Below are 21,662 nucleotides of genomic sequence, written 5' to 3' on the forward strand. Positions count from 1 at the left end.
CGGCATGATGGCCGCCGGCAAACATCACTGCGGCAGCCCGGACCTCAGGCGAACGCGTCGGTCGCCCGTACCAGCGCGTCCACGTTCTCGGCCTCGAACGCGGAGTGGCCCGAGGCCGGCGTGATCTGGAGCCTGGCCTTCGGCCAGGCCTTGTGCAGGTCCCAGGCGTTCTGCAGAGGGCAGACCACGTCGTAGCGGCCGTGCACGATCACGCCGGGGATGTCGGCGATGCGGTGCGCATCGCGCAGCAGCTGGTCCTCGACCTCGAAGAAGCCGCCGTTGACGAAGTAGTGGTTCTCGATCCGGGCGAAGGCCAGGGCGAACTGCGGATCCTCGTGGCTGTTGACGAAGTCGTCGTCGACGTGGAGGAAGCTGGTCGCGCCTTCCCACACGCTCCAGGCCTTCGCCGCGGCCAGGCGGGTGGCCTCGTCCTCGCTGGTCAGGCGGCGGTGGAAGGCCGAGATCAGGTCATGCCGCTCCACCGGCGGGATTGCCTTGACGTAGTGCTCCCACGCATCCGGGAACAGGCGGTTGGCGCCCTCCTGGTAGAACCACTCCAGCTCCCAGCGGCGCAGCATGAAAATGCCGCGCAGGACCAGCTCGGTAACCCGCTGCGGATGGGTCTCGGCATAGGCCAGGGCCAGGGTCGAGCCCCAGCTGCCACCGAACACCTGCCAGCGCTCGATGCCCAGCTTCTCGCGCAGCTTCTCGATGTCGGCGACCACGTCCCAGGTGGTGTTGTCGACCAGGTCGGCGTGCGGGGTCGAGCGGCCGGAGCCACGCTGGTCGAACAGGACGATGCGGTACTTCGCCGGGTCGTGGAAACGGCGCATCTTCGCGGTGCAGCCGCCGCCGGGGCCGCCGTGCAGCATCACCACCGGCTTGCCGTCCGGGTTGCCGCACTCCTCGAAGTACAGCTCGTGGCGATCATCGACCTTCAAGGTGCCGGTCGAATACGGTTCGATCTCGGGGTACAGGCTGCGCATGCGGGATTCCTTGCGGCTGAAAGCATCCATTGTATCGGGCCGCCCATGGCCGTCCCTGGAAGGGTGCCTCAGCCCGGGCGACGCCCCAGGCTGACCCGGTCGCGCTGCTCCAGGTCCTGCGCGGTGGCGACCTCGACGAAGCCGGCCTGCTCCAGCAGTGCCCGTACCGCAGCACCCTGGTCATAGCCATGTTCCAGCAGCAGCCAGCCGCCGGGAACCAGGTGGTCCGGCGCGGTCGCCACGATGGTGCGGATCGCATCCAGCCCGTCGGCGCCGGAGGACAGCGCGCGCGCCGGCTCGTGGCGCAGGTCGCCCTCGGACAGGTGCCGGTCGCCCTCGGCGATATACGGCGGGTTGCTGGCGACCAGGTCGAAGCGGTCGCGACCCAGGGCCTGGCACCAGTCGCCACGGCGGAACCAGACGTTGCCCACGCCATTGGCCTGGGCATTGCGCACCGCCACCGCCAGCGTGGCCTTGGCCACGTCGGTGGCGACCACCGCCGCCAGCGGGCGCTCGCTGGCGATGGCCAGGGCGATGGCTCCGGTGCCGGTGCCCAGGTCGGCCACCCGCACCGGCTCGTCAACCGGGAGGCGCCCCAACGCCAGCTCGACCAGCAGTTCGGTTTCCGGGCGCGGGATCAGGGTTTCGGGGGTGGTTTCCAGGTCCAGCGTCCAGAAACCGCGGTGCCCGGTCAGGTAGGCCACCGGTTCGCCGGCCAGCCTGCGCCCTAGCAGGGCGCGATAGGCCTCGGCTTTCGCCGGGTCCACCGGGTCGTCGCCGTGGGCGAACAGCCAGGCGCGGTCCTGTTGCAGGGCATGCAGGAGCAGGGGCTCGGCGTCTTCCCGCGGCAGGCGGCCATTGGCTTCGCCGAGGAGGGTTTTCGGGGTGGGAGCTTGGGATTGTTCCATCGCGCCACCATGAACGAGGCCGGGCAGATTGCCAATGGGTCGCAGGATCAGATGAGAATCCTGCGGTCTTGATAGACAAGATCTATCTATCCAATCCTATCAATTGATTTGCCCTGCCTATCACGAACGCCTAGCATGGCGTCTCAGTTTTCCACCCCAACGCGAGAGAGGACCCATGTCCCTGATCAACACCGCTGTCCAGCCCTTCAAGGCCAATGCCTTCCGCAACGGCGAGTTCATCGAAGTCACCGATGCCGACCTGAAGGGCAAGTGGTCGGTCGTGATCTTCATGCCGGCTGCCTTCACCTTCAACTGCCCGACCGAGGTCGAGGACGCCGCCGACAACTACGCCGAGTTCCAGAAGGCCGGTGCCGAGGTCTACATCGTGACCACCGACACCCACTTCTCGCACAAGGTGTGGCACGAGACCTCGCCGGCGGTTGGCAAGGCCCAGTTCCCGCTGGTCGGCGACCCGACCCACCAGCTGACCCGCGCTTTCGGCGTGCACATCGAGGAAGAAGGCCTGGCCCTGCGCGGCACCTTCATCATCAACCCGGAAGGCGTGATCAAGACCCTCGAGATCCACGACAACGCCATCGCCCGCGACGTCTCCGAGACCCTGCGCAAGCTGAAGGCTGCCCAGTTCGTCGCCGCCAACCCGGGCCAGGTCTGCCCGGCCAAGTGGAAGGAAGGCGCCAAGACCATTGCTCCGTCGCTGGACCTGGTCGGCAAGATCTAAGCCGTACCCGCCCCGGCCTCGCCGGGGCATCCCTCCCCTGCCCTACGGCGGGGGAGTGGACCGGAGCCATCGCGCCCACGCAGCCGCCCGCGCGGCACGCCACGCAGGCAGCGTCGGCTCCGGTCCACTTCCCCATCCACTGGCACCCGCCGCGAGCGGGCGCCATGGTGGCGGCTTGCCCGCCGCCAGACCCTCGCAATCCCTACCGGAGTTCGCCACCGATGTTGGACGCCAACCTCAAGACCCAGCTGCAGGCCTATCTGGAACGCCTGACCCGCCCGGTGCACCTGATCGCCTCGCTGGACGACAGCGCCGGCTCGAAGGAGATGCTGGAGCTGCTGCAGGACATCGAAGGCCTGTCGCCGCAGGTGAGCCTTGAAGTGCGCCGCGACGACGCCGAGCGCAAGCCGTCCTTCGCCATCACCAGCCCGGGCCAGGACATCAACCTGCGCTTCGCCGGCCTGCCGATGGGCCACGAGTTCACCTCGCTGGTGCTGGCCCTGCTGCAGGTGGGTGGCCATCCGTCCAAGGCCGCGGCCGACGTGATCGAGCAGGTGAAGTCGCTGGAAGGCGAGTTCCGCTTCGAGACCTATTTCTCGCTGTCCTGCCAGAACTGCCCGGACGTGGTGCAGGCGCTGAACCTGATGGCGGTGCTGAATCCCAACATCAGGCACGTGGCCATCGACGGCGCCCTGTTCCAGGAGGAAGTCGAGCAACGCCAGGTGATGTCGGTGCCGACCATCTACCTCAACGGCGAGGTCTTCGCCGCCGGCCGCATGGGCCTGGAGGAGATCGTCGCCAAGCTCGATACCGGCGCGGAGGAGCGCGAGGCCGGGAAGATCGCGAAGAAGGCCCCGTTCGACGTGCTGGTCGTCGGCGGTGGCCCGGCCGGTGCCGCGGCGGCGATCTATGCCGCGCGCAAGGGCATCCGCACCGGCGTGGCAGCCGAGCGTTTCGGCGGCCAGGTGCTGGACACCATGGCGATCGAGAACTTCATCTCCGTGCAGCACACCGAGGGCCCGAAGCTGGCCGCGGCGCTGGAGCAGCACGTGCGCGAGTACGAAGTCGACGTGATGAACCTGCAGCGCGCGCAGGCCCTGGTCCCGGCCGGCGCCGACGGCCTGGTCGAAGTGAAGCTGGCCAACGGCGCCTCGCTGAAGTCGAAGACCGTGATCCTGTCCACCGGCGCGCGCTGGCGGCAGATGAACGTGCCTGGCGAGGACCAGTACCGCAACAAGGGCGTGGCCTACTGCCCGCACTGCGACGGCCCGCTGTTCAAGGGCAAGCGCGTGGCGGTGATCGGCGGCGGCAACTCCGGCGTCGAGGCGGCCATCGACCTGGCCGGCATCGTCGCGCACGTCACCCTGTTCGAGTTCGACTCGAAGCTGCGTGCGGACGAAGTGCTGCAGCGCAAGCTGCGCAGCCTGCCCAACGTGACCATCATCACCAGTGCCCAGACCACCGAGGTGCTGGGCGACGGCCAGAAGGTCACCGGCCTGGTCTACAAGGATCGCGCCGGCGGCGACAGCCACCGCGTCGAACTGGAGGGCATCTTCGTGCAGATCGGCCTGCTGCCCAACACCGAGTGGCTCAAGGGCACGGTGGAGCTGAGCCCGCGCGGCGAGATCGTGGTCGACGACCGCGGCCAGACCAGCGTCCCGGGCGTGTTCGCCGCCGGCGACTGCACCACCGTGCCGTACAAGCAGATCGTGATCGCGATGGGCGAAGGCGCCAAGGCGTCGCTGGCCGCGTTCGACCACCTGATCCGCACCTCGGCCCCCGCCACCGCCCCCGCGGAGGAAATCGGCGCCTGAGGCAACGGGGCGGACCCAGGTTCGCCCCGCGGTTTCCGCCCGGACCAAGGCAATGAATCTCCGCGACCTCAAATACCTGGTGGCCCTGGCCGACCACAAGCACTTCGGCCGCGCGGCCGCGGCCTGCTTCGTCAGCCAGCCCACCCTGTCCACCCAGATCCGCAAGCTGGAGGACGAGCTGGGCGTGCCACTGGTGGAGCGCGCGCCGCGCAAGGTGATGCTCACGCCGGCCGGCCGGGAAGCCGCCGACCGCGCCCGCCGCATCGTGGCCGAGGTCGAGCAGATGAAGGAAGCCGCGCGCCGCAGCCAGGACCCGGAAGCGGGCACGGTGCGGCTTGGCATCTTCCCCACCCTCGCCCCCTACCTGCTGCCGCACGTCATCCCCCGCGTGCGTGAGCGCTTCCCCCACCTCGAGCTGCTGCTGGTGGAGGAGAAGAGCGACGAGCTGCTCACCCGCCTGCGCGAAGGCCGGCTGGACGCGGCGATCCTGGCCCTGCCGGTGCTCGACGACCAGCTGCACACCGAGTTCCTGTTCGAGGAACCGTTCGTGCTCGCTGTGCCGGGCCAGCATCCGCTGGCGAGCCGTTCCAGCCTGACCCTGGGCGAGCTGTCCGAGCAGCGCCTGCTGTTGCTGGAGGACGGCCACTGCCTGCGCGAGCAGGCGCTGGACGTGTGCCGCCTCTCCGGCGCGCACGAGAAGACCGGGTTCCGCGCCACCAGCCTGGAAACCCTGCGGCAGATGGTCGCGGCCAACGTCGGCGCCACCCTGCTGCCGATGCTGGCGGTGAAGCCGCCGGTGGCGCAGTCGGACAACATCCACCTGGTGGGTTTCTCCGACTCGCACCCGAGCCGCAGCCTGGCCATGGCGTGGCGCCGCAGCTCGGCCATGGGCAGCTTCCTGGTGCGCCTGGCCGCGGTGGTCGGCGACCTGCCGCTGGACCTGCTGGCGCCCCTGCCGGTGCCGACGCACGTGGCGGAAGCGGAAGCCGCGCGCGCCTGAGACCCGTGGCGCCGGGTACTGCCAGCCACGCCGGCACGATGCGCGCAAGCGCTTGATTCCGTTCCCGTTCCGGGCTACGGTGGGGCCACAACCTGTTTAGCCAAGGCGGAGCGGAAACGCGCCGCCTTTTCTTCATGGGCGCGATCCGCGCCCGCAACCACGAGGTGTAACGATGTCGACCCAGCCCGCGAGCGGACTGCCCCCTTCGCTGATCATTTCCAGCCGTGACATGGCCCGCCTGGAAGCCATGCTCGATTCCCCGGTCCTGGCCCGTCTCCCGGCCGCGACCGCCCTGATGGACGAACTCAACCGCGCCGAAGTGCTGCCTCCCGAGCAGGTGCCGGCGGACGTGGTGACCATGCACTCGCAGGTCGAGTGCGAAGACATCGCCAGCGGCGAGAAGCACGTGCTGACCCTGGTGTATCCGAACGAGGCCGATGTCGAGAAGGGCCGCGTGTCGGTGCTGGCTCCGGTCGGCAGCGCGCTGCTGGGCCTGTCGGTGGGCCAGAGCATCGACTGGCAGGCTCCCGGTGGCCGCCCGCTCAAGCTGCGGGTCACCGGCGTCCGCTACCAGCCTGAAGCCGCCGGCGACCTGCATCGCTGAGCTGGCAGGCGCGGGGTCGCGCGCGGCCGTGGTCCACGGCAGGCGGCGCGACCCGGCGCGAAGGGCGCCGGATCGTCACCGGCGCCCCGACGCATCCCTCAGAGCCACTCCTGCCAGGGCAACTCGGTATCGCCCAGGGCGATGAAGTCGCCGTTGAGCAGGGTCTCGCGGCGGTTGTAGCGGAACGGCTTGCCGGTACCGGCTGCCAGCACCGCGCCGCCGGCCGCATGCAGCACGCACTGGCCGGCCGCGGTATCCCACTCGGAGGTGGGACCGAAGCGCGGGTACACGTCCAGCCCGCCCTCGGCGATGCGGCAGAACTTCAGCGACGAACCCAGCGCCACTTCCTCGATCTCGCCCATCCGGTCCAGCACGGACTGGGTGCGGGCATCGCGGTGGGAGCGGCTGGCCGCCACCCGCAGCGGCGCGGTGGCCGGGGCGCGCACGCGCAGCGGCTCGTCGCGCTGGCCATCGCGGCGGTAGGCACCTTCGCCACGCACCGCGTGCCAGACCTGGCCGCCGACCGGCGCCTGGATCACTCCCATCGCCGGCGCGCCCTGCACGATCAGGGCGATGTTCACGCTGAACTCGCCGTTGCGCTTGATGAACTCGCGGGTGCCGTCGAGCGGGTCGACCAGCCAGTAGCTGGGCCACAGCTGGCGCACTTCCCACGGCACGTGGGCCGATTCCTCCGACAGCACCGGCAGCTCCGGGGTCAGGCGCTCGAGCCCGTCGACGATGATCCGGTGCGAGGCCATGTCCGCGGCGGTCAGCGGGCTGGCGTCGGCCTTGTGGGTGACCTCGAAGCCTTCGCGGTAGATCTGCATGATCGCCTCGCCCGCCTGGCGGGCGATCGCGATGACGGTCTCGCGCAGGTCGACGGTGATGCGGGTCATCGTCATTGGCGTGCCAGCCATTCGCGCGCCACGAACAGCGCCGCGAGCGAGCGGCCCTCGGAGAAATCCTCGCGCAACATCAGTCGGTCCAGTTCCTGCAGTTTCCAGGGAATGACTTCCAGCTCCTCCGGCTCGTCGCCGGGCAGCCGCTCGGGGTACAGGTCGCGCGCCAGCACCAGCCACGAGATGTGGCCCATGTAGGTCGGCACCAGGGTCAGCTGGCGCAGCACGTCCAGGCGACGGGCGCCGTAGCCGGCCTCTTCCTTCAGTTCGCGGTCGGCGGCCTGCTCCGGGGTTTCGCCCGGGTCCATGCGGCCCTTGACCAGGCCCAGCTCGTAGCGGTTCACGCCGGCGGCGTACTCGCGTACCAGCAGCACCGTCCCATCATCCAGCATCGGCACCACCACCACCGCGCCCGGGCCACGCGGCACCATGCGCTCGAAGCGCCGGCGCTCGCCGTTGGAGAACTCCAGGTCCAGCCGCTCCAGGCGGTACGGACCGGCTTCCTCGCTGGTGATGCCGTGGATGACCGGGAGGCGACGGCTCACGGCAACGCTCCGCGATCCGGCCCGTGTGCGACCGTTATCATGGCGGGATGCAGGAACGTATTCATCGGCCGGCCATGCTAGCAGAGACACCGGTGCCAGCGGACGCGCGCTGGCGCCAGCGCGACCTCGCGGTGCTCTGGCACCCGTGCACCCAGATGCGCGAGCACTCGGACGTGCTGCCGCTGGTGCCGATCGAGCGTGGCGAAGGCGCGTGGCTGCATGGCTACGACGGCCGCCGCTACCTGGATGGGGTCAGCAGCTGGTGGACCAACCTGCACGGGCACGCCGAGCCGCGCATCGCCGAGGCGATCGCCCGCCAGGCCCGCAGCCTCGAGCAGGTGATCCTGGCCGGGTTCTCGCATGCCCCTGCGATCGAGCTGGCCGAGCAGCTGCTGGCCATCGCCCCGCGCCAGCCGGGCCGCGCCCCGCTGTCGCGCGTGTTCTATGCCGACAACGGCTCGGCCGGCGTCGAGGTGGCGCTGAAGATGGCCTTCCACTGGTTCCGCAACCGCGGCGAGGACCACCGCACCCGTTTCATCGCCCTGGAAAACGGCTACCACGGCGAGACCCTGGGCGCGCTGGCGGTGGGCGACATCCCGCTGTACCGGCGGGTGTACGCGCCGCTGCTGGCCGAGGCCCTGTTCGCGCCCTCGCCCGACGCCTACATGGCCCGCCCCGGCGAAAGCGACGAGCAGTGCGCCCTGCGCGCGGCCGATGCGCTGGCAGACCTGTTCGACCGGCATCCCGGCGAGATCTGCGCCCTGATCCTGGAGCCGCGCCTGCAGTGCGCCGGCGGCATGCGCATGCACCATCCGGCCTACCTGCGCCGGGCGCGCGAGCTGTGCGACGCCAATGGCGTGTTCCTGGTCGCCGACGAGATCGCCACCGGCTTCGGCCGTACCGGCACCATGTTCGCCTGCGAACAGGCCGGCATCGCCCCGGACCTGCTGTGCCTGTCCAAGGGCCTGACCGGCGGCTTCCTGCCGCTGGCCGCGGTGCTGGCCAGCGAGGCCATCTACGAGGGCTTCCTCGACGACTCGCGCGAGCGCGCCTTCCTGCATTCGCACAGCTACACCGGCAACCCGCTGGCGTGCGCCGCGGCGCTGGCTTCGCTGGACATCTTCGGGAGCGACGGCGTGCTGGAGCGCAACCGCGCCACCTCCGCGCGCATGGCCACGCTGGCAGCGCAGGTGGGCGCCGGCAGCCCGCATGTCGCCGATGTCCGCCAGGCCGGCATGGTCGTGGCCTTCGAACTGGCCCGCGACGGCCAGCGCGAAACCCCGTTCGATCCCGCGCTGCGGGTCGGCCTGCGCGCCTACCGCGGGGCGCTGGAGCGCGGCGTGCTGCTGCGCCCACTGGGCGACATCCTGTACTGGATGCCGCCGTACTGCATCGACGAAGCCCAGCTGCAGCTGCTGGCCGAAACCACCGCCGCCGTGATCGCCGAGGCCACCGCATGCGCCTGACCCGCTGCCACGTCGAGCTGCCGCTGCAGCCCGGCTCCACCATCACCCTGCCCGAGCACGCGGCCAACCACCTCGTCCGGGTCCTGCGCCTGCGCGAGGGCGAGTCCTGCGTGCTGTTCAACGGCGACGGCCACGACTATGCCGCGCGCCTGGCGTCGGTGACGAAGCGCGAGGTCAGCGCCGAGGTGCTCTCGGCCACCGCGGTCGACAACGAATCGCCGCTGCGGATCGTGCTGCTGCAGGGCATCGCCCGTGGCGAGAAGATGGACCTGATCCTGCAGAAGGCCACCGAACTGGGCGTGGCCGCGATCGTGCCGGTCAACGGCGAGCGCACCGAAGTGCGGCTGGATGCCGAGCGCGCGCAGAAGCGGCTGGCGCACTGGCGCAGCGTGGTCGAATCGGCCTGCGAACAGTCCGGGCGTGCGCGGGTGCCGGAGGTCCAGCCGCCGGCCTCGCTGGAAACCGCCGCGGCCACCCTGCCCGGCGACGCGCTGCGGCTGCTGCTCGATCCGCAGGGCGAGCACCGCCTAGCCTCGATGCAGCCCGACGCGAGCACCGTGGTGGTGGCGATCGGCCCGGAAGGCGGCTGGTCCCCGCGTGACCGCCAGGCACTGCAGGCGGCCGGCTTCAGCGGGCTGCGCCTGGGGCCGCGCGTGCTTCGCACCGAGACCGCGGGACTGGCAGCGATCGCCGCGCTGCAGGCACGGTTCGGCGACCTGTAACCACGCACGAAAAACGCCGGCGCACAGGCGCCGGCGTTTCCCGTTTTCCAGCTAAGGTGCCGCGGCCCGGGGCGCGGCGAGGCCTTTAGGCGATCGCGCCCAGGGCGTCGATGACCAGCTGCTCGATGCCTTCCAGGTCAGGCAGCAGCGCGCCCTGCTCGCCCAGCAGCACGCGCATCTGCACGCCGCGCGGCAGGTCTTCCTCGGACGCGTCGGCCAGCAGGCTGTCGCGCGGCACCGAGACCAGCTGCGGGAACGAAGCGGTCTGCAGCGCGAGGTACGGCAGCCCCTCGTCGCCACCCAGCGCCTTGAGCACCACCACGCGGATGCGGCCCGGCGGATCCTCGCCCAGCCCGGCCAGTCGTGCGAAGTCGACCAGCGGCACGTCCCAGCCGTGCCAGGCGATGTGGCCCGGCAGCCAGCCCGGCGTGCCTTCCAGCGGCTGCACCTCGACCTTCGCCAGCACCTCGGCAACGGTGGCGTTGGGCAGCAGCAGGCGCTCGCGCCCGGACTGGATCATGACGCCACGGATTTCGTCGCTCTTGAATGCCATCTACAGGTTTCCTCCGCGCGCCCGGGCCTCAGCCCCAGCGCGCCACAAGCTGTGCGGCGAGCGCCGACGGCGCCGCCAGTTCACCACCACCGGCCTCGAGCATCCGCGCCGCGGTGGCGTCGTAGCAGCCGTCAAGGGCCTGGCCGGCGACGTAGCCGCCGCGGGTGGACAGGGCCAGCACCGCGTCCATGCGCGAGGCTTCGGCGCCGCTGAGCACCAGCACCGCGCTCTCGGCCGGCGGCAGGGCCGCGATCGGCTCGTGGTCCGGGCCGGCGTCGATGAAGCGCAGGCCATTGCTGGTCTGCTCCACGCCCACGCCATCGGGCAGCACGTAGGCCGAACCGGCACCGACCGGGTCGCCCGGCATGGCCAGGGCCACCGGCACCGGCGAGACCCGCGCCATCTGCTTGACCAGGTTGTCGTAGCGGCCGCCGTCCAGGCGCAGCTGCACCAGGACCGGGGTCTGGAAGCCGGCTGGCAGCGCGCCGAGCAGCTTGCGCACCGCGTCCGGGCCGCCGATGCCGGCCAGGACCAGCACCGCGCCCCTGGCCGTGGGCGCCGCGGCGGCAGCGAGGCCGACCGGCTCCAGGTCCACCAGCGACAGGTTGCTGAAATCCGGCAGCGGCGGCGGCCCGCCAGCCGCGGCTGCCGCGGCCGGCGCCACTTCGGCAACCGGTGCGGCAGGCGCGACGAAGGCGTCGTCGGCCACTTCCCAGCCGGGCACGGCCGGCGGCGGCGGGGACGCCGGCGGCGGGGCCGCGACCTGCTCCCAGCTCGCGACCAGGTCGATGTCCTGCGCCGGATCCAGGTCCGGCAGCGCCGGAGGTGCCGCAGCCGCGACTGCCGGCAGCGGCAGCGGCGGCAGCGGCGGAATGGCGGATGCGGCGGGCTCGACCGGCGGCAGCGGCGGGATCGCCGGCGCGGCGGGCGCGACCAGCTCGTCCTGCGGCAGGCCACCGGCCAGGCCGGCGGCCTCGTCCAGATGGGCGTTGAAGCTGGCCTCCACCGGAGCCCGCACCGGCACCTCGGGGCGGCCCGGCTGCAGCTGGGCGGAGAGATCCATGTCGTGCTCGCGGCCCGGCGGCAGCACGTCGTCGTGGCCGTGCAGCTTGGCCGCCAGGTGGCGGATCCAGCGCTGCGCTTCCCAGCCATCGCGACGCGCGGCCAGGTCGGCCTCGTCGAAGATCACCAGCAGGTCGGGCGCTTCCAGCGCCGGCTCGAGCACCACGAGGGCGTCCTCGACCGCCGGCTCCAGCGCGACCAGCACCGCCTGGACCTGGGCGCCGGCCAGGGTGGCCACGTCCAGTTCCACCGGGTCGGCTTCCAGCACCACCCTGCCACCGGCTGCGTCGAGTGCCTGGCGCAACCGCTCGCGCGCCTGGCCCTCGCGGGCCAGCAGCGCGACCGCCTTGGAAGAATCAGTCGCGGGCACGGGCGATCCCCAGCAGGTCGTACACGTTTCGCATCAGGTCCAGTTCCTGGTACGGCTTGCCCAGGTACCGCTGGACGCCGATTTCGAAAGCGCGCTGGCGATGCTTCTCGCCGGTACGCGAGGTGATCATCACGATCGGCACGTCGCGGAAGCGCGGGTCGGCGCGCATCGCGGTCGCCAGCTCGTAGCCGTCCATCCGCGGCATCTCGATGTCCAGCAGCATCAGGTCGGGCACGCGCTCTTCCAGGCGTTCCAGCGCCTCGACGCCGTCGCGCGCGGTCGCCACCTCGAAGTTGTGGCGTTCCAGCACGCGGCCGGTGACCTTGCGCATGGTCAGCGAGTCGTCGACCACCATCACCAGCGGGATGTGGCGGGCCTGCTGCGGCTCGACCGTGGCCGGACGCTCCGGCTGCGCCAGGTGGCGGCGGACCAGCGGGGCGACGTCCAGGATCACGACCACGCGGCCGTCGCCGGTGATGGTCGCGCCGTAGATGCCCGGGACCGAGGAGATCTGCAGGCCGACCGGCTTGACCACGATTTCGCGGTTGCCGACCACCTGGTCGATCGCCACGGCGGCACGCAGGTCGCCGGCACGGACCAGCAGCAGCGGCACCTGGGCCTGGCCTTCGGCCCTGGCCGGGCCCTGCCCGACCAGCAGGCCGAGGTCGTGCAGCGCGTACTCCTCGCCGGCATAGCGGTAACCGCCGGTGCCGCTCTCGAAGCGCTCGCGCGAGATCCGGCCGATACCGCTGACCGAAGCCACCGGCACCGCGTAGGTGGTCTCGCCGATCTGCACGAACACCGCCTGGGTGACCGCGAGGGTCTGCGGCAGGCGCAGGGTGAAGGTGACGCCGCGGCCGACCACCGAGTTGATTTCGACGGTGCCACCGAGCTGGCGGACTTCGTTGCGGACCACGTCCATGCCCACGCCGCGGCCGGCCAGCTGGCTGACCTGCTCGGAGGTGGAGAAGCCGGCCTCGAAGATCAGCGAATCCAGCTCGGTGTCGGTCAGCACCGCGCCCGGCTTGAGCAGGCCACGCTGCTCGGCGCGGCGACGGATCGCCTCGCGGTCCAGGCCACGGCCGTCGTCGGCCACCTGCAGCACGATTTCCGAACCTTCGTGGCGCAGCGAGATGGTGATCGTGCCTTCCTCGGCCTTGCCGGCGGAGGAACGCTCGGCCGGGGTCTCCAGGCCGTGCGCCACCGAGTTGCGCAGCATGTGCTCGATCGGCGCGACCATGCGGTCGAGGACGTTGCGGTCGAGCTCGCCGTGGGTGCCGTCGAGGCGCAGCTGCACCTGCTTGCCGGTGTCGTGGCCGGCCTGGCGGACGACGCGGCGCAGGCGCGGGACGACGCTGTCGAACGGCACCATGCGGGCGCTCATCAGGCCGTCCTGCAGGTCCGAGCTGACGCGCGACTGCTGCTGCAGCAGGACGTCGTACTGGCGGGCCAGGTCGTCGAGCACGCCCTGCAGGCCGGTCAGGTCGGCCGCGGACTCGTTCAGCGCGCGGCTGAGCTGCTGCAGGGTGGAGAAGCGGTCCAGCTCCAGCGGGTCGAAGGTCGGATCCGCGCTGTCCTGCTCGCGCTGGTAGCGGGCGACGATCTGGGCCTCGGTCTCCAGGTCCAGGCGGCGCAGCTGGTCGCGCAGGCGGGCGTTGGTGCGGTCCAGCTCGGCCATGGCCGCGCGGAAGGCACCCAGCTGCTGCTCCAGGCGGGCGCGGTAGATCGCCACTTCGCCGGCGTGGTTGACCAGGTTGTCCAGCAGGTCGGCGCGCACGCGCACCTGCTCCTGCGGTGCGCGCGGAGCGGCGGCGTCCTCGGCGACCGGGGCCGTTTCCTCGTCCTCCACCGGCGCCGACAGTGCAGGCAGGGCCTCGGCGGTGGCGGCCAGCTGGACCGGCTGGGCAACCACCGGCTGCGGTGCGGGGGCGACCGGCTCTGCGGCGACGGCTGGCTGCGGCTCCTCGACGGCGGCGGTGGCCACCGCGGCGGCGGCCTGCGGCTCGACCGCGGCGGGCGCCGTGTCCAGGGCAGGAACGGCTTCGCCGCGGATACGGGCCTCGAACGCCGCGATCAGCGCGTCCGGCATGGCCGTGGCGCGGTGGGCACGGGTCTGCACCAGCAGCTGGTGCAGGGTGTCGAAGCCACGCTCCAGCAGCTGGACGTCGTTGCGGTCCAGGTCGGTGCGGTGTTCGGCGGCGGCTTCCAGCAGTGACTCGATCACGTGGCCGAGGTCGCCGATGGTGGCGATGCCGGCCATGCGCGCACCGCCCTTGAGGGTGTGCAGGTCGCGCTGCAGGCCGATGATCGGCTCGCGCGCGGTGCTGTCGGCGCGCAGCTCGACCAGCAGCGCGTCGACGTGGTCGAGCAGGTCGCCACCTTCCTCGACGAAGATGTCGACCAGGTCGCGGTCCAGCTCGTTGAAGTCGAGCATCGGCAGTTCCGCGGCCGGGGCGGCGGCGGCCGGCGCGACGACCTCGGGCTGCGGCGCTTCGTCCGCGGCCTCGACCGGCTGGGCCTCGGCGACCTCTTCCTCGGCGAATGCGGCCGGCGCTTCGGCAACCACTTCCTCGACCGGCTGCTCTCCAGCAACCGGCGCCTCGGCGACGGTCTCCTCGACGGTCTCCTCGACGGTCTCCTCGACGGTCTCCTCGACGGTCTCCTCGACGGTCTGCTCGACCGGCGCGGCCTCGACGGCCTCGACGGGGGTGGCCTCGAACGATTCGACCCCAACCTGATCCCCGAACGAAGGCGCGTTGGCGGCGACGTCCTCGACCGAGGCGGTGTCGGCCGACGCCGCGATCTCGCCGGACAACCCGGCGGTCTCGACCGGCTCGACGCTCCAGTCGCTGGAGGTGGCCTCGATCGCGACCGGCTCCTGCACCGGCTCGGCGACGGCCTCTTCCAGCTGCATTGCCTCGACGGTCCAGCCGGACGTGGCGGCGGCCTCTTCGACCGGCCCGGCCTGCGTGGCCTCGATGCCAGCGTCGGCCAGCGGCGCATCGGACAGCTGCCAGGCAGCGCTGCCGGCGGCGTCGGACACGACCGCATCGCCGGACAGTTCGGCGGCGATTTCGAAGGCTTCGTCGCTGGCGGCGGGCGCCTCGACCGACGGCGCGTCGAAGGACGCGACCTCTGGCTCGAACGCCGCCTGCGCGTCATCCAGGCTCCACTCCGGTGCCTGCGGCGCGGCGTTCCCGACGGGATCGGCGGCCGGCGATTCGCCGGTGGCCTCGGCTCGGGTCTCGCCCTCGTCGGCAGCCATGGACTCGACCAGGAAGCGGCTGAGGTCCATGTCGGTCAGTTCGACCGGGGTCTCGACCAGCGGGGCGACGATGGCCTCCGGCTCCTCGTCCAGGATTTCCGGCTGCGGCCAGCGCGCTTCCGGCAGGGCGGCGGCCAGCGCGCGCAGGCGCTCGGCCAGTCCGGCGTAGCTCGGGATGCGCGGTGACTCGGCCTGCAGGGCCTGGATGCAGCCGCGGATCGTGGCCGCGGTATCGGCCAGGGTCTCGATCGCGTCGGCACCCGGGACATGGGCGGCGGCGATGGCGCGCTTGATGTAGGTCTCGGCCGCGTCGGTGACGGAGGTGATCTCCGGCACGTCGGTCATCGCGAACGCACCGTTCATGGTGTGCATCGCGCGCAGCAGCGGATCGTCGACCTGCTGCGGACCCAGGCGCGCGGCGGCGATCCACGCGTCCACGGTTTCCAGGTGGGTGGCGACCTCGGTCTCGAGGATCTCGCGCAGCACGCTGTCCACCGAGGCCGGAGTGCCCTCGGCGACGACCGGGGCGACCGGCTCGACGGGCGCGGCTTCGGCAACCGGGGCAACGGCAGCGGCGACCGGGGCCAGGGTATGGAAGGCCTCCTCGCCGGCGGCGATGCGCTCGGCGACGGCTTCCATCGCGCGCAGGTCCAGGTCCAGGGTGCCTTCGCCACGCAGGGCGGCGTCGAACTGCGGCAGCACGGTGGCGGCCTGCTGGACCATCGAGGTCACCGCCGGGCTGGCCGGGCGGGTCCCGTCGAGCACGCGGTTGAGCATGCTCTCGATCTTCCACGCGAACTCGCCCAGGGCGCTGGCGCCGACCAGGCGGCCACTGCCCTTGAGGGTGTGGAACACGCGGCGGATCGGGCGCAGGCGCTCCATGTCGTCCGGGGAACGCAGCCACATCGGCAGCAGGCGCGCGAGGTTGGCGCGCTCCTCCTCGAACTCCTCGAGGAACACCTCGCGGATGTCGGCGTCGATGTCCTGGTTCTCGTCGAAGCCACCGGCGGTGGCACCCGGCACGGGCGCGGCGAGCGGCTCGGACGGCGGCCCGGCCACGGGCGCGGCCGGCGCCACCGGGGCGGCGGCGTACGCGGCGGCCGGCAGCGAGGCGGCGGCAGCGGCGACCTCGTCCAGCACGGACGGCTCGACCGGCGCTTCCTCGGCGGCAGGCGCTTCGACGGCGGGAGCCTGGATCGACTCCGGCGCGGCGTATGCGATTTCGGCCGGCGCTTCGGGAGCGCTTTCCGGCGTCGCTTCCGGCTCGGACACCGGCGGCAGGACCGGCGGCTGCGCGGCAACCGGCTCGGCCGGCGTGCGCGGACGGATGTGGACGGTCAGGCCCAGCCACTGGTTGTGCTCGGCCGGAATGGCCGGCGGCTGCGCGGCGACGGGCGCCTCGGGCAGCGGCGGCGGGACCGCGGCGGGCGGCGTGGCAGCCTCCGGTTCCTGGGCCGCCTCGACGGCCGGCGCTTCAGGCGCAGGCATTTCGGGCGGCAGCGCCGGCGGCTGCGGGGCTTCGTCCACCACGGGCGACTCGAAGCTGGCCGGCTCGAAGCTGCTCGGCTCGAAGCTGGCCGTGCCGGATCCGGACGGCGCGGCCGGGATGGCGACGTACTCGCCGGAAGCCGGGTCGTAGTGGAAGGCCTCGGCGACCGGCTGCGGCGGCAGCGCGGGCGGCTGCACCGTGACCGGCGGCAGCTCGAACTCCAGCGGCGGCAGTTCCAGGGATTCGCGCTCGGGAGCCGCGAACTCGGCGACGGCGGCCTCCGGGAAGGCCGGGGTCTCGTCGGCGGCAGGCGCAGCGCTCTCGGCCTGCACCGGATCCCAGGACGGGACTTCCGGGGCGGTCCCGGCCGGGGCGGCCGGCAGCGGCGGCGGCGCGGCGACGACCGGAGCCGGCGTCGGGGCCGCGACGGGTGCAGGCGCGGCATCGTTGACGGCGTCGGCGAGCGTGCGCTCGTCCGGCAGCGGCCAGTAGTTCAGGCTCTCGAGGCTGCTGCGCGCGATCTCGAGGATCTCCGACCGGTTCGGACGGCGGTCGCGCAACGCTTCCAGGTAGTACTCCAGGCTGGCCATGGCATCGGCCAGGGTGTCCAGCTGGCGACCGCTGGGCACGCGGCGGCGCCCGATCAGCTCGGTGACGATGTAGCGGCGCACGCCTTCCAGGTAGTCCGCCGGCTCCGGCAGCTCGAGGATGCGCAGCGCGCCGGAGACTTCCTCCAGCAGGCGCGGCACCGATTCGAGGCGGGCGTGGTCCCAGTTGGTCTCGATGAAGGCGACGAAATCCTCGCGCGCGGCGGCGAAGTTGGCGATCGCCTCGTGGGCGAGCACCTCCACCGTGCGCCGGGCCTCGGCGGCGGCGGCATCCTCGCCGCCCTCCTCGCCCGCGCCCAGGCTTGCGACCTGGTCGTCGAGGGTGGCGTCCACGTACAGCAGGGCGCCGGCGATATCCAGCAGCGCGCCCTCGCTGGCCGGCGCGCTGCCGGCGGCGATGGACTGCAGCGAGTCACGCTGCTGCAGCACCACGTCGCGGGCCACGCCCAGGCCGAGCATGCCCAGGGTGTCGGCGACGCGGGTCAGTTCGGCGGCCTGCGGCTGCAGCGCGGCGGCGTCGCCACCAGTGCGCAGGTGCAGGTCCAAGGCGTCCTTCACCCGCAGCAGCTCTTCCTTGACCACGCCGCCGACGGTGTTGAGCAGGTCGCGGTTGCGGCCGGCCAGGCTGCCGCGGGCGTGGTCCAGCTCGGCCTCGCTGGGCATCTGCGAGTCGAGGTCGAACGCCGCGCGCAGCTCGTCCAGCGCCGGATGCGAGGCGCGCACGTGGGCGATCGCGTACAGCAGCTGGCGGGTCGGTTCCTGGGTGGAAACGCCGCGCGAGGCAGCCGGCAGCGCTTCGTTCTCGCTGGCCTGCTGCAGGGTGCGCAGGGCCGCGTTGAAGGCGCCACGCAGAGCCTCGGCGGGGGCCAGGGCGCCGTCACGCAGGGCGCTGGCGACCGCCGACAGCACCCACAGCATGCGCCGGGTGTTCTCGTGCTGGGCCACCTGCAGCAGTTCGCCGGCCACGTCGGCCAGCTGGGCCGCGTCGGAAGGCTGGCCGTTCTCGGGCCAGCCCTGCATCGCGTCCTGGAAGCGGGCCAGGGTCGAGGCGACGCGGTCCTGGCGCTGCGACCACGGCAGCGCCGAGGGCTCCGGCAGCTGCGACGGCAGCGGCGCGCTCAGGTCCGGGGCGAACAGCACGCTCTCGTTGAGGCCGGCGGCGCCGCGGGCGGCACGGATGTCGTTGAGCAGCGGCAGCAGCACGATCGGGATGTCGCGATGGCCGTTCTGCAGGCGCTCGAGGTAATCGGGCAGCAGCACGGTGCCGCGCATCAGGGTCGCGCAGGCTTCGTCGCGGTCGTTGGCCGCGCCCTGCTGCAGGGCCTGGGCGAGCAGCTCCATCTCCTCGGCGACCATCGCCGGGGCGTACAGCTCGACCATCCGCAGCGTGCCCTGCACCTGGTGCAGGTAGCCGGCGCAGAAGCGCATGCGGTTGGCATCCGCCGGGTTCTCGACGAACGCCTCGATCTCCCCGCGCGCCTGGCGCAGGGTCTCGTCCAGCTCGGGCTTGACCCAGCCGAGCACGGCGTGGCTCATCGCGTCGCGCAGCGCGCTCATGCAAGCCTCCATTCCGCGAGGCGGCACAGGCGCGAATAACGGGCCATTTTCATTCCATCGTCCCCTGTCAGGCCCTTCGTCATCAGCCAGGCAGCTTGAAGTCGGCAACCGAACGACGCAGGTCCGCAGCCAGCTGCGCCAGGTGTCCGATCGACTCGGCCGTCTGGCCGGCGCCACGCGACGTCTGCGCGGAAATCTGCCGGACCACGTCCATCGTCTTGGTGATGTCGGCGGCCGCGCCCGCCTGCTGCTGGGCGGCAACCGAAATGTTCTTGATGAGGTCGTTCAGCGCGTTGGACACGCGCTCGATCTCGGTCAGCGCGGTACCGGCGTCCTCGGCCAGGCGGGCACCGGACACCACTTCGGCGGTGGTCTGCTCCATGGAGCTGACCGCCTCGTTGGTGTCGGCCTGGATCGCCTGGACCAGGCCTTCGATTCGCCGGGTCGCGTTGGAGGTGCGTTCCGCCAGTCGCTGCACTTCGTCCGCCACCACCGCGAAGCCGCGGCCCGTCTCGCCCGCCGCGGCCGCCTGCACCGCCGCGTTGAGCGCCAGGATGTTGGTCTGCTCGGAAATGTCGTTGATCAGTTCCACGATCGAGCCGATCTCCTGGGACGACTCGCCCAGGCGCTTGATGCGCTTGGAGGTCTCCTGGATCTGGTCGCGGATCTGGTCCATGCCGTTGATGGTCTCGCGCACCACGCCGGCACCTTCGGCCGCGATGACCACCGAACGCTGCGCCACTTCCGCCGATTCGGTGGAGTTGCGCGACACCTGCTCGATGCTGGCCGCGATTTCGTTGATGCGCTCGGAGGCGGCGGTGATCTGCTCGGCCTGGTGGTTGGACGCCTCGGCCAGCTGCAGCGCGGTGGCCTGGGTTTCCTGCGACGAGGCCGCGACCTGCACCGAGGTGTCGTTGATCGTGGTCACCAGGTTGCGCAGTTCGTCGACTGCGTAGTTGATGGCGTCCGCGATCGCGCCCGTCATGTCCTCGGTCACCGAGGCCTTCACCGTCAGGTCGCCTTCACCCAGCGAGCTGATTTCGTCCAGCAGCCGCATGATCGCCTGCTGGTTGCGGCTGTTGAATTCCACCTGCGCCTGGTAGCGCGTTTCCTGCTCGCGCTGGCGGTTGCGCACCGAGCTCCAGACGAAGCCGATCAGCGCGATCAGCGCGAGGACGCCGGAGACCGCGCCGATGTAGAAGTTCGGGAAGATGCGGGTGTCGCGGACCGAGCCGAAGGCGGCGAACGCGTCGAACAGGCGCTTGCTGTCGTCCAGCATCTTGCCCGAGCCGGCGGCCAGGCTGGCCGACGCGCTCTGCGCCGCGAACAGGTTGCGCGAGCTGGCCAGGATCGCTTCCACGTCCTTGCGCATCTCGTTCCACTGCTCCTGCGATTCCTGCAGGGCGGCCTGCGCGCCGGGGATCTTCACCTGGGCAATGCCCAGTTCCTCGTTGCCCTGCATCAGGCCGTTGAGCACCTGGCCGAACACCACCGAGTCGCGCGCCAGCGCGTCACCGGCGGCGGAGGCACCAGGACCACCTGCACGGATTTCCGTGACGCGGCGGGCCATGGTGCCGGCGACCACGACCTGCTGCAGTGCGTTGAACACCTGCGACGCCGGGGCGCCACCGGCGGTCATCGCGCGCACCACCTCGTTCAGCTGCGCCTGCAGCTGCGGCACGCGGCCGACGAAGCGGTCCGCATTGCCGGCCAGGGCCATCACCGCGTCCTGGGACTCGATGATCTGGTCGGCGTTCTGCGCCAGCGGGCTCCAGGTGCGGCCCAGCTGCTCCAGCGGGCCGGACACGCCCGGCTCGCCGCCGAAGCGCTGCTGCAGGCCGCCCACCGTGTCCACGATCCGGGCGCGGGTCTGGCGGAAGGCCTCGAACGCCTCGGCGTTGCCGCCGACCGCGTCACGGCCCTGGTTGGCAAGCTGCTGCGAGAGCACCTGCAGGTCGGCCGCGCCGGTGCTGGCGCCGGCCAGCCTGCTGCCCTGGTAGGTCGCCACGCCGGTGTTGGTGGCGAACACGACCACCGACAGCACCAGCAGGACCAGCCAGAACCCGGTGCCGACGCCACCCAGGCGGCTGGTCTTGGGAGATTCCGGTGCAGTGCTCATGCGCGTAGTGCCTCGATCGGATGCTTGGAAAGGCCGGCGGTCACGCCGCGGCCTGCCTGAATTCAGGGGTGCGGGCAAGCCGCGAGAGTGAGAAGACCGCCCAGTCGAGGCCTTCGCTGTGGAAGGCGCGTTCGACGAAGCTGGCGTAGCGGCCGCGTGCGAGCGGCTCGGGATCGATCGCCTGCTCCTCGCCGAAGGAGCGCTGGCCGTAAAGCTCGTCGATGGTCAGGGCCACGTCGCCGCCCTGCTGGCGCATGACCAGCACGCGCTGGCCCTCGTGCAGGACGGTGCGCTCGCCTTCCAGGAACAGCTTCAGGTCGACCACGGGGAACAGGTTGCCGCGCAGGTTGCCGATGCCCAGCAGCCACGGCTGCGCCCCGGGGACCGGAGTCACCGGGGGCATGGGCATGATCTCGACGACCTCGCCGAACTGCGAGACCAGCCGCTGGCGGCCGATCCGGTAACCGACGCCACGCCAGGTCTCCTGGCCCAGCTCGCGGGCCGGGAGCTGCACGGCATGCGCCAGGCTGCGGCGCTCGTAGTCGGAAAGGATGTCGAACGGGGTGCGCATCAGGCGGCACCTACGAGCTGGTTGATCCGCGCCATGAGGTCTTCCTCGCGCGGCGGTTTGACGACGTAGTCCACCGCCCCCTGGCGCATCGCCCAGGCGCGGTCGGTCTCCATGCTCTTGGTGCTCACGATCAGCACCGGGATCTTGTTGGTGGTCCCGTCGCGGGTCAGCGCGCGGGTTGCCTGGAAACCGCTCATGCCAGGCAGGACCACGTCCATCAGGACCAGGTCCGGCAACTGCTTGCGGGCCAGTTCAAGTCCGTCCTCGGCGTTGGTCGCGAAGATGACCTGGTGGCCGCCGCGCTCCAGCCATTGCGTGAAGACGGCACGGTCTGTCGGCGAATCTTCGATCAGCAGGATTCGAGCCATGTTTTGCCTGCCCCCCG

16 protein-coding genes are annotated in these 21,662 nt (G+C 71.5%); 6 read left to right on the forward strand and 10 right to left on the reverse strand.

Annotated features, from left to right (window positions below; all coding sequences use genetic code 11):
• Positions 1 to 44: 44 nt before the first annotated feature.
• Together pip and prmC are read right to left on the reverse strand one after the other, a co-directional pair.
• The gene (gene pip, locus PSESU_RS11965) at positions 45 to 986 is read right to left on the reverse strand and encodes a prolyl aminopeptidase (RefSeq protein WP_041764924.1); all 942 of its coding nucleotides are present in this window, start codon (positions 984 to 986) and stop codon (positions 45 to 47) included.
• A 68-nt stretch (positions 987 to 1,054) separates the two neighbouring features.
• Positions 1,055 to 1,894 (reverse strand): peptide chain release factor N(5)-glutamine methyltransferase, encoded by an 840-nt coding sequence (gene prmC, locus PSESU_RS11970; RefSeq protein WP_013536044.1) that lies wholly within the window; start codon positions 1,892 to 1,894, stop codon positions 1,055 to 1,057.
• Positions 1,895 to 2,069: 175 nt separating this feature from the next.
• On the opposite strand from prmC, the gene ahpC reads away from it, so the two are divergent.
• From ahpC to rnk, 4 genes are all read left to right on the forward strand, one after another.
• Positions 2,070 to 2,633 carry an alkyl hydroperoxide reductase subunit C gene (ahpC, locus tag PSESU_RS11975; RefSeq protein WP_013536045.1) on the forward strand — a complete coding sequence of 188 codons (564 nt, stop codon included), beginning with the start codon at positions 2,070 to 2,072 and terminating at the stop codon, positions 2,631 to 2,633.
• Positions 2,634 to 2,854: 221 nt separating this feature from the next.
• Positions 2,855 to 4,447, forward strand: a complete 1,593-nt coding sequence (ahpF, locus tag PSESU_RS11980; protein WP_013536046.1) for an alkyl hydroperoxide reductase subunit F — start codon at positions 2,855 to 2,857, stop codon at positions 4,445 to 4,447.
• Positions 4,448 to 4,499: 52 nt separating this feature from the next.
• Positions 4,500 to 5,447, forward strand: a complete 948-nt coding sequence (locus tag PSESU_RS11985) for a LysR substrate-binding domain-containing protein (RefSeq protein ID WP_013536047.1) — start codon at positions 4,500 to 4,502, stop codon at positions 5,445 to 5,447.
• Between the two features lie 172 nt (positions 5,448 to 5,619).
• Complete coding sequence (gene rnk, locus PSESU_RS11990) at positions 5,620 to 6,051, forward strand: nucleoside diphosphate kinase regulator (RefSeq protein WP_013536048.1); 432 nt, start codon at positions 5,620 to 5,622, stop codon at positions 6,049 to 6,051.
• A 98-nt stretch (positions 6,052 to 6,149) separates the two neighbouring features.
• Here rnk and cysQ read toward each other — a convergent pair whose 3' ends face one another.
• Positions 6,150 to 6,947 (reverse strand): 3'(2'),5'-bisphosphate nucleotidase CysQ, encoded by a 798-nt coding sequence (gene cysQ, locus PSESU_RS11995; protein WP_041764136.1) that lies wholly within the window; start codon positions 6,945 to 6,947, stop codon positions 6,150 to 6,152.
• A 2-nt stretch (positions 6,948 to 6,949) separates the two neighbouring features.
• Positions 6,950 to 7,495, reverse strand: coding sequence for an ADP compounds hydrolase NudE (gene nudE / locus PSESU_RS12000; protein ID WP_013536050.1), 546 nt, complete (start codon positions 7,493 to 7,495; stop codon positions 6,950 to 6,952).
• A gap of 74 nt (positions 7,496 to 7,569) precedes the next feature.
• Between nudE and bioA the strand changes: the two genes are divergently transcribed.
• Together bioA and PSESU_RS12010 are read left to right on the forward strand one after the other, a co-directional pair.
• On the forward strand, positions 7,570 to 8,961 hold the full coding sequence (bioA, locus tag PSESU_RS12005; protein ID WP_013536051.1) for an adenosylmethionine--8-amino-7-oxononanoate transaminase: 1,392 nt from the start codon (positions 7,570 to 7,572) through the stop codon (positions 8,959 to 8,961).
• Positions 8,952 to 9,683, forward strand: coding sequence for a 16S rRNA (uracil(1498)-N(3))-methyltransferase (locus PSESU_RS12010; RefSeq protein ID WP_013536052.1), 732 nt, complete (start codon positions 8,952 to 8,954; stop codon positions 9,681 to 9,683). The genes bioA and PSESU_RS12010 overlap by 10 nt, the downstream gene beginning before the upstream one ends.
• An 85-nt stretch (positions 9,684 to 9,768) precedes the next feature.
• Here the strand turns inward: PSESU_RS12010 and PSESU_RS12015 are convergent, their stop codons facing one another.
• From PSESU_RS12015 to PSESU_RS12040, 6 genes are all read right to left on the reverse strand, one after another.
• Complete coding sequence (locus PSESU_RS12015) at positions 9,769 to 10,236, reverse strand: chemotaxis protein CheW (protein WP_013536053.1); 468 nt, start codon at positions 10,234 to 10,236, stop codon at positions 9,769 to 9,771.
• Between the two features lie 28 nt (positions 10,237 to 10,264).
• Entirely contained in the window at positions 10,265 to 11,668 is a 1,404-nt protein-coding gene (locus tag PSESU_RS12020; RefSeq protein WP_013536054.1) for a chemotaxis protein CheB, read from the reverse strand.
• Positions 11,655 to 18,587 (reverse strand): Hpt domain-containing protein, encoded by a 6,933-nt coding sequence (locus tag PSESU_RS12025; RefSeq protein WP_013536055.1) that lies wholly within the window; start codon positions 18,585 to 18,587, stop codon positions 11,655 to 11,657. Before PSESU_RS12025 ends, PSESU_RS12020 begins: the two co-directional genes overlap by 14 nt.
• An 82-nt stretch (positions 18,588 to 18,669) precedes the next feature.
• Positions 18,670 to 20,706: a methyl-accepting chemotaxis protein gene (locus PSESU_RS12030; RefSeq protein WP_013536056.1), complete on the reverse strand. Its 2,037-nt coding sequence runs from the start codon at positions 20,704 to 20,706 to the stop codon at positions 18,670 to 18,672.
• 40 nt (positions 20,707 to 20,746) lie between these two features.
• Positions 20,747 to 21,277: a chemotaxis protein CheW gene (locus PSESU_RS12035; RefSeq protein ID WP_013536057.1), complete on the reverse strand. Its 531-nt coding sequence runs from the start codon at positions 21,275 to 21,277 to the stop codon at positions 20,747 to 20,749.
• The gene (locus tag PSESU_RS12040; RefSeq protein ID WP_013536058.1) at positions 21,277 to 21,645 is read right to left on the reverse strand and encodes a response regulator; all 369 of its coding nucleotides are present in this window, start codon (positions 21,643 to 21,645) and stop codon (positions 21,277 to 21,279) included. Before PSESU_RS12040 ends, PSESU_RS12035 begins: the two co-directional genes overlap by 1 nt.
• Positions 21,646 to 21,662: the final 17 nt, after the last annotated feature.

The sequence above is a fragment of the Pseudoxanthomonas suwonensis 11-1 genome (assembly GCF_000185965.1).
GTDB classification, from domain to species: domain Bacteria; phylum Pseudomonadota; class Gammaproteobacteria; order Xanthomonadales; family Xanthomonadaceae; genus Pseudoxanthomonas; species Pseudoxanthomonas suwonensis_A.

Bases quoted from the DNA above. Each gene is read 5' to 3' on its own strand.
- pip (WP_041764924.1), bottom strand. From the start codon at position 986: ATGCGCAGCCTGTACCCCGAGATCGAACCGTATTCGACCGGCACCTTG.
- prmC (WP_013536044.1), bottom strand. From the start codon at position 1,894: ATGGAACAATCCCAAGCTCCCACCCCGAAAACCCTCCTCGGCGAAGCC.
- ahpC (WP_013536045.1), top strand. From the start codon at position 2,070: ATGTCCCTGATCAACACCGCTGTCCAGCCCTTCAAGGCCAATGCCTTC.
- ahpF (WP_013536046.1), top strand. From the start codon at position 2,855: ATGTTGGACGCCAACCTCAAGACCCAGCTGCAGGCCTATCTGGAACGC.
- PSESU_RS11985 (WP_013536047.1), top strand. From the start codon at position 4,500: ATGAATCTCCGCGACCTCAAATACCTGGTGGCCCTGGCCGACCACAAG.
- rnk (WP_013536048.1), top strand. From the start codon at position 5,620: ATGTCGACCCAGCCCGCGAGCGGACTGCCCCCTTCGCTGATCATTTCC.
- cysQ (WP_041764136.1), bottom strand. From the start codon at position 6,947: ATGACCCGCATCACCGTCGACCTGCGCGAGACCGTCATCGCGATCGCC.
- bioA (WP_013536051.1), top strand. From the start codon at position 7,570: ATGCTAGCAGAGACACCGGTGCCAGCGGACGCGCGCTGGCGCCAGCGC.
- PSESU_RS12010 (WP_013536052.1), top strand. From the start codon at position 8,952: ATGCGCCTGACCCGCTGCCACGTCGAGCTGCCGCTGCAGCCCGGCTCC.
- PSESU_RS12015 (WP_013536053.1), bottom strand. From the start codon at position 10,236: ATGGCATTCAAGAGCGACGAAATCCGTGGCGTCATGATCCAGTCCGGG.
- PSESU_RS12025 (WP_013536055.1), bottom strand. From the start codon at position 18,587: ATGAGCGCGCTGCGCGACGCGATGAGCCACGCCGTGCTCGGCTGGGTC.
- PSESU_RS12030 (WP_013536056.1), bottom strand. From the start codon at position 20,706: ATGAGCACTGCACCGGAATCTCCCAAGACCAGCCGCCTGGGTGGCGTC.
- PSESU_RS12035 (WP_013536057.1), bottom strand. From the start codon at position 21,277: ATGCGCACCCCGTTCGACATCCTTTCCGACTACGAGCGCCGCAGCCTG.
- PSESU_RS12040 (WP_013536058.1), bottom strand. From the start codon at position 21,645: ATGGCTCGAATCCTGCTGATCGAAGATTCGCCGACAGACCGTGCCGTC.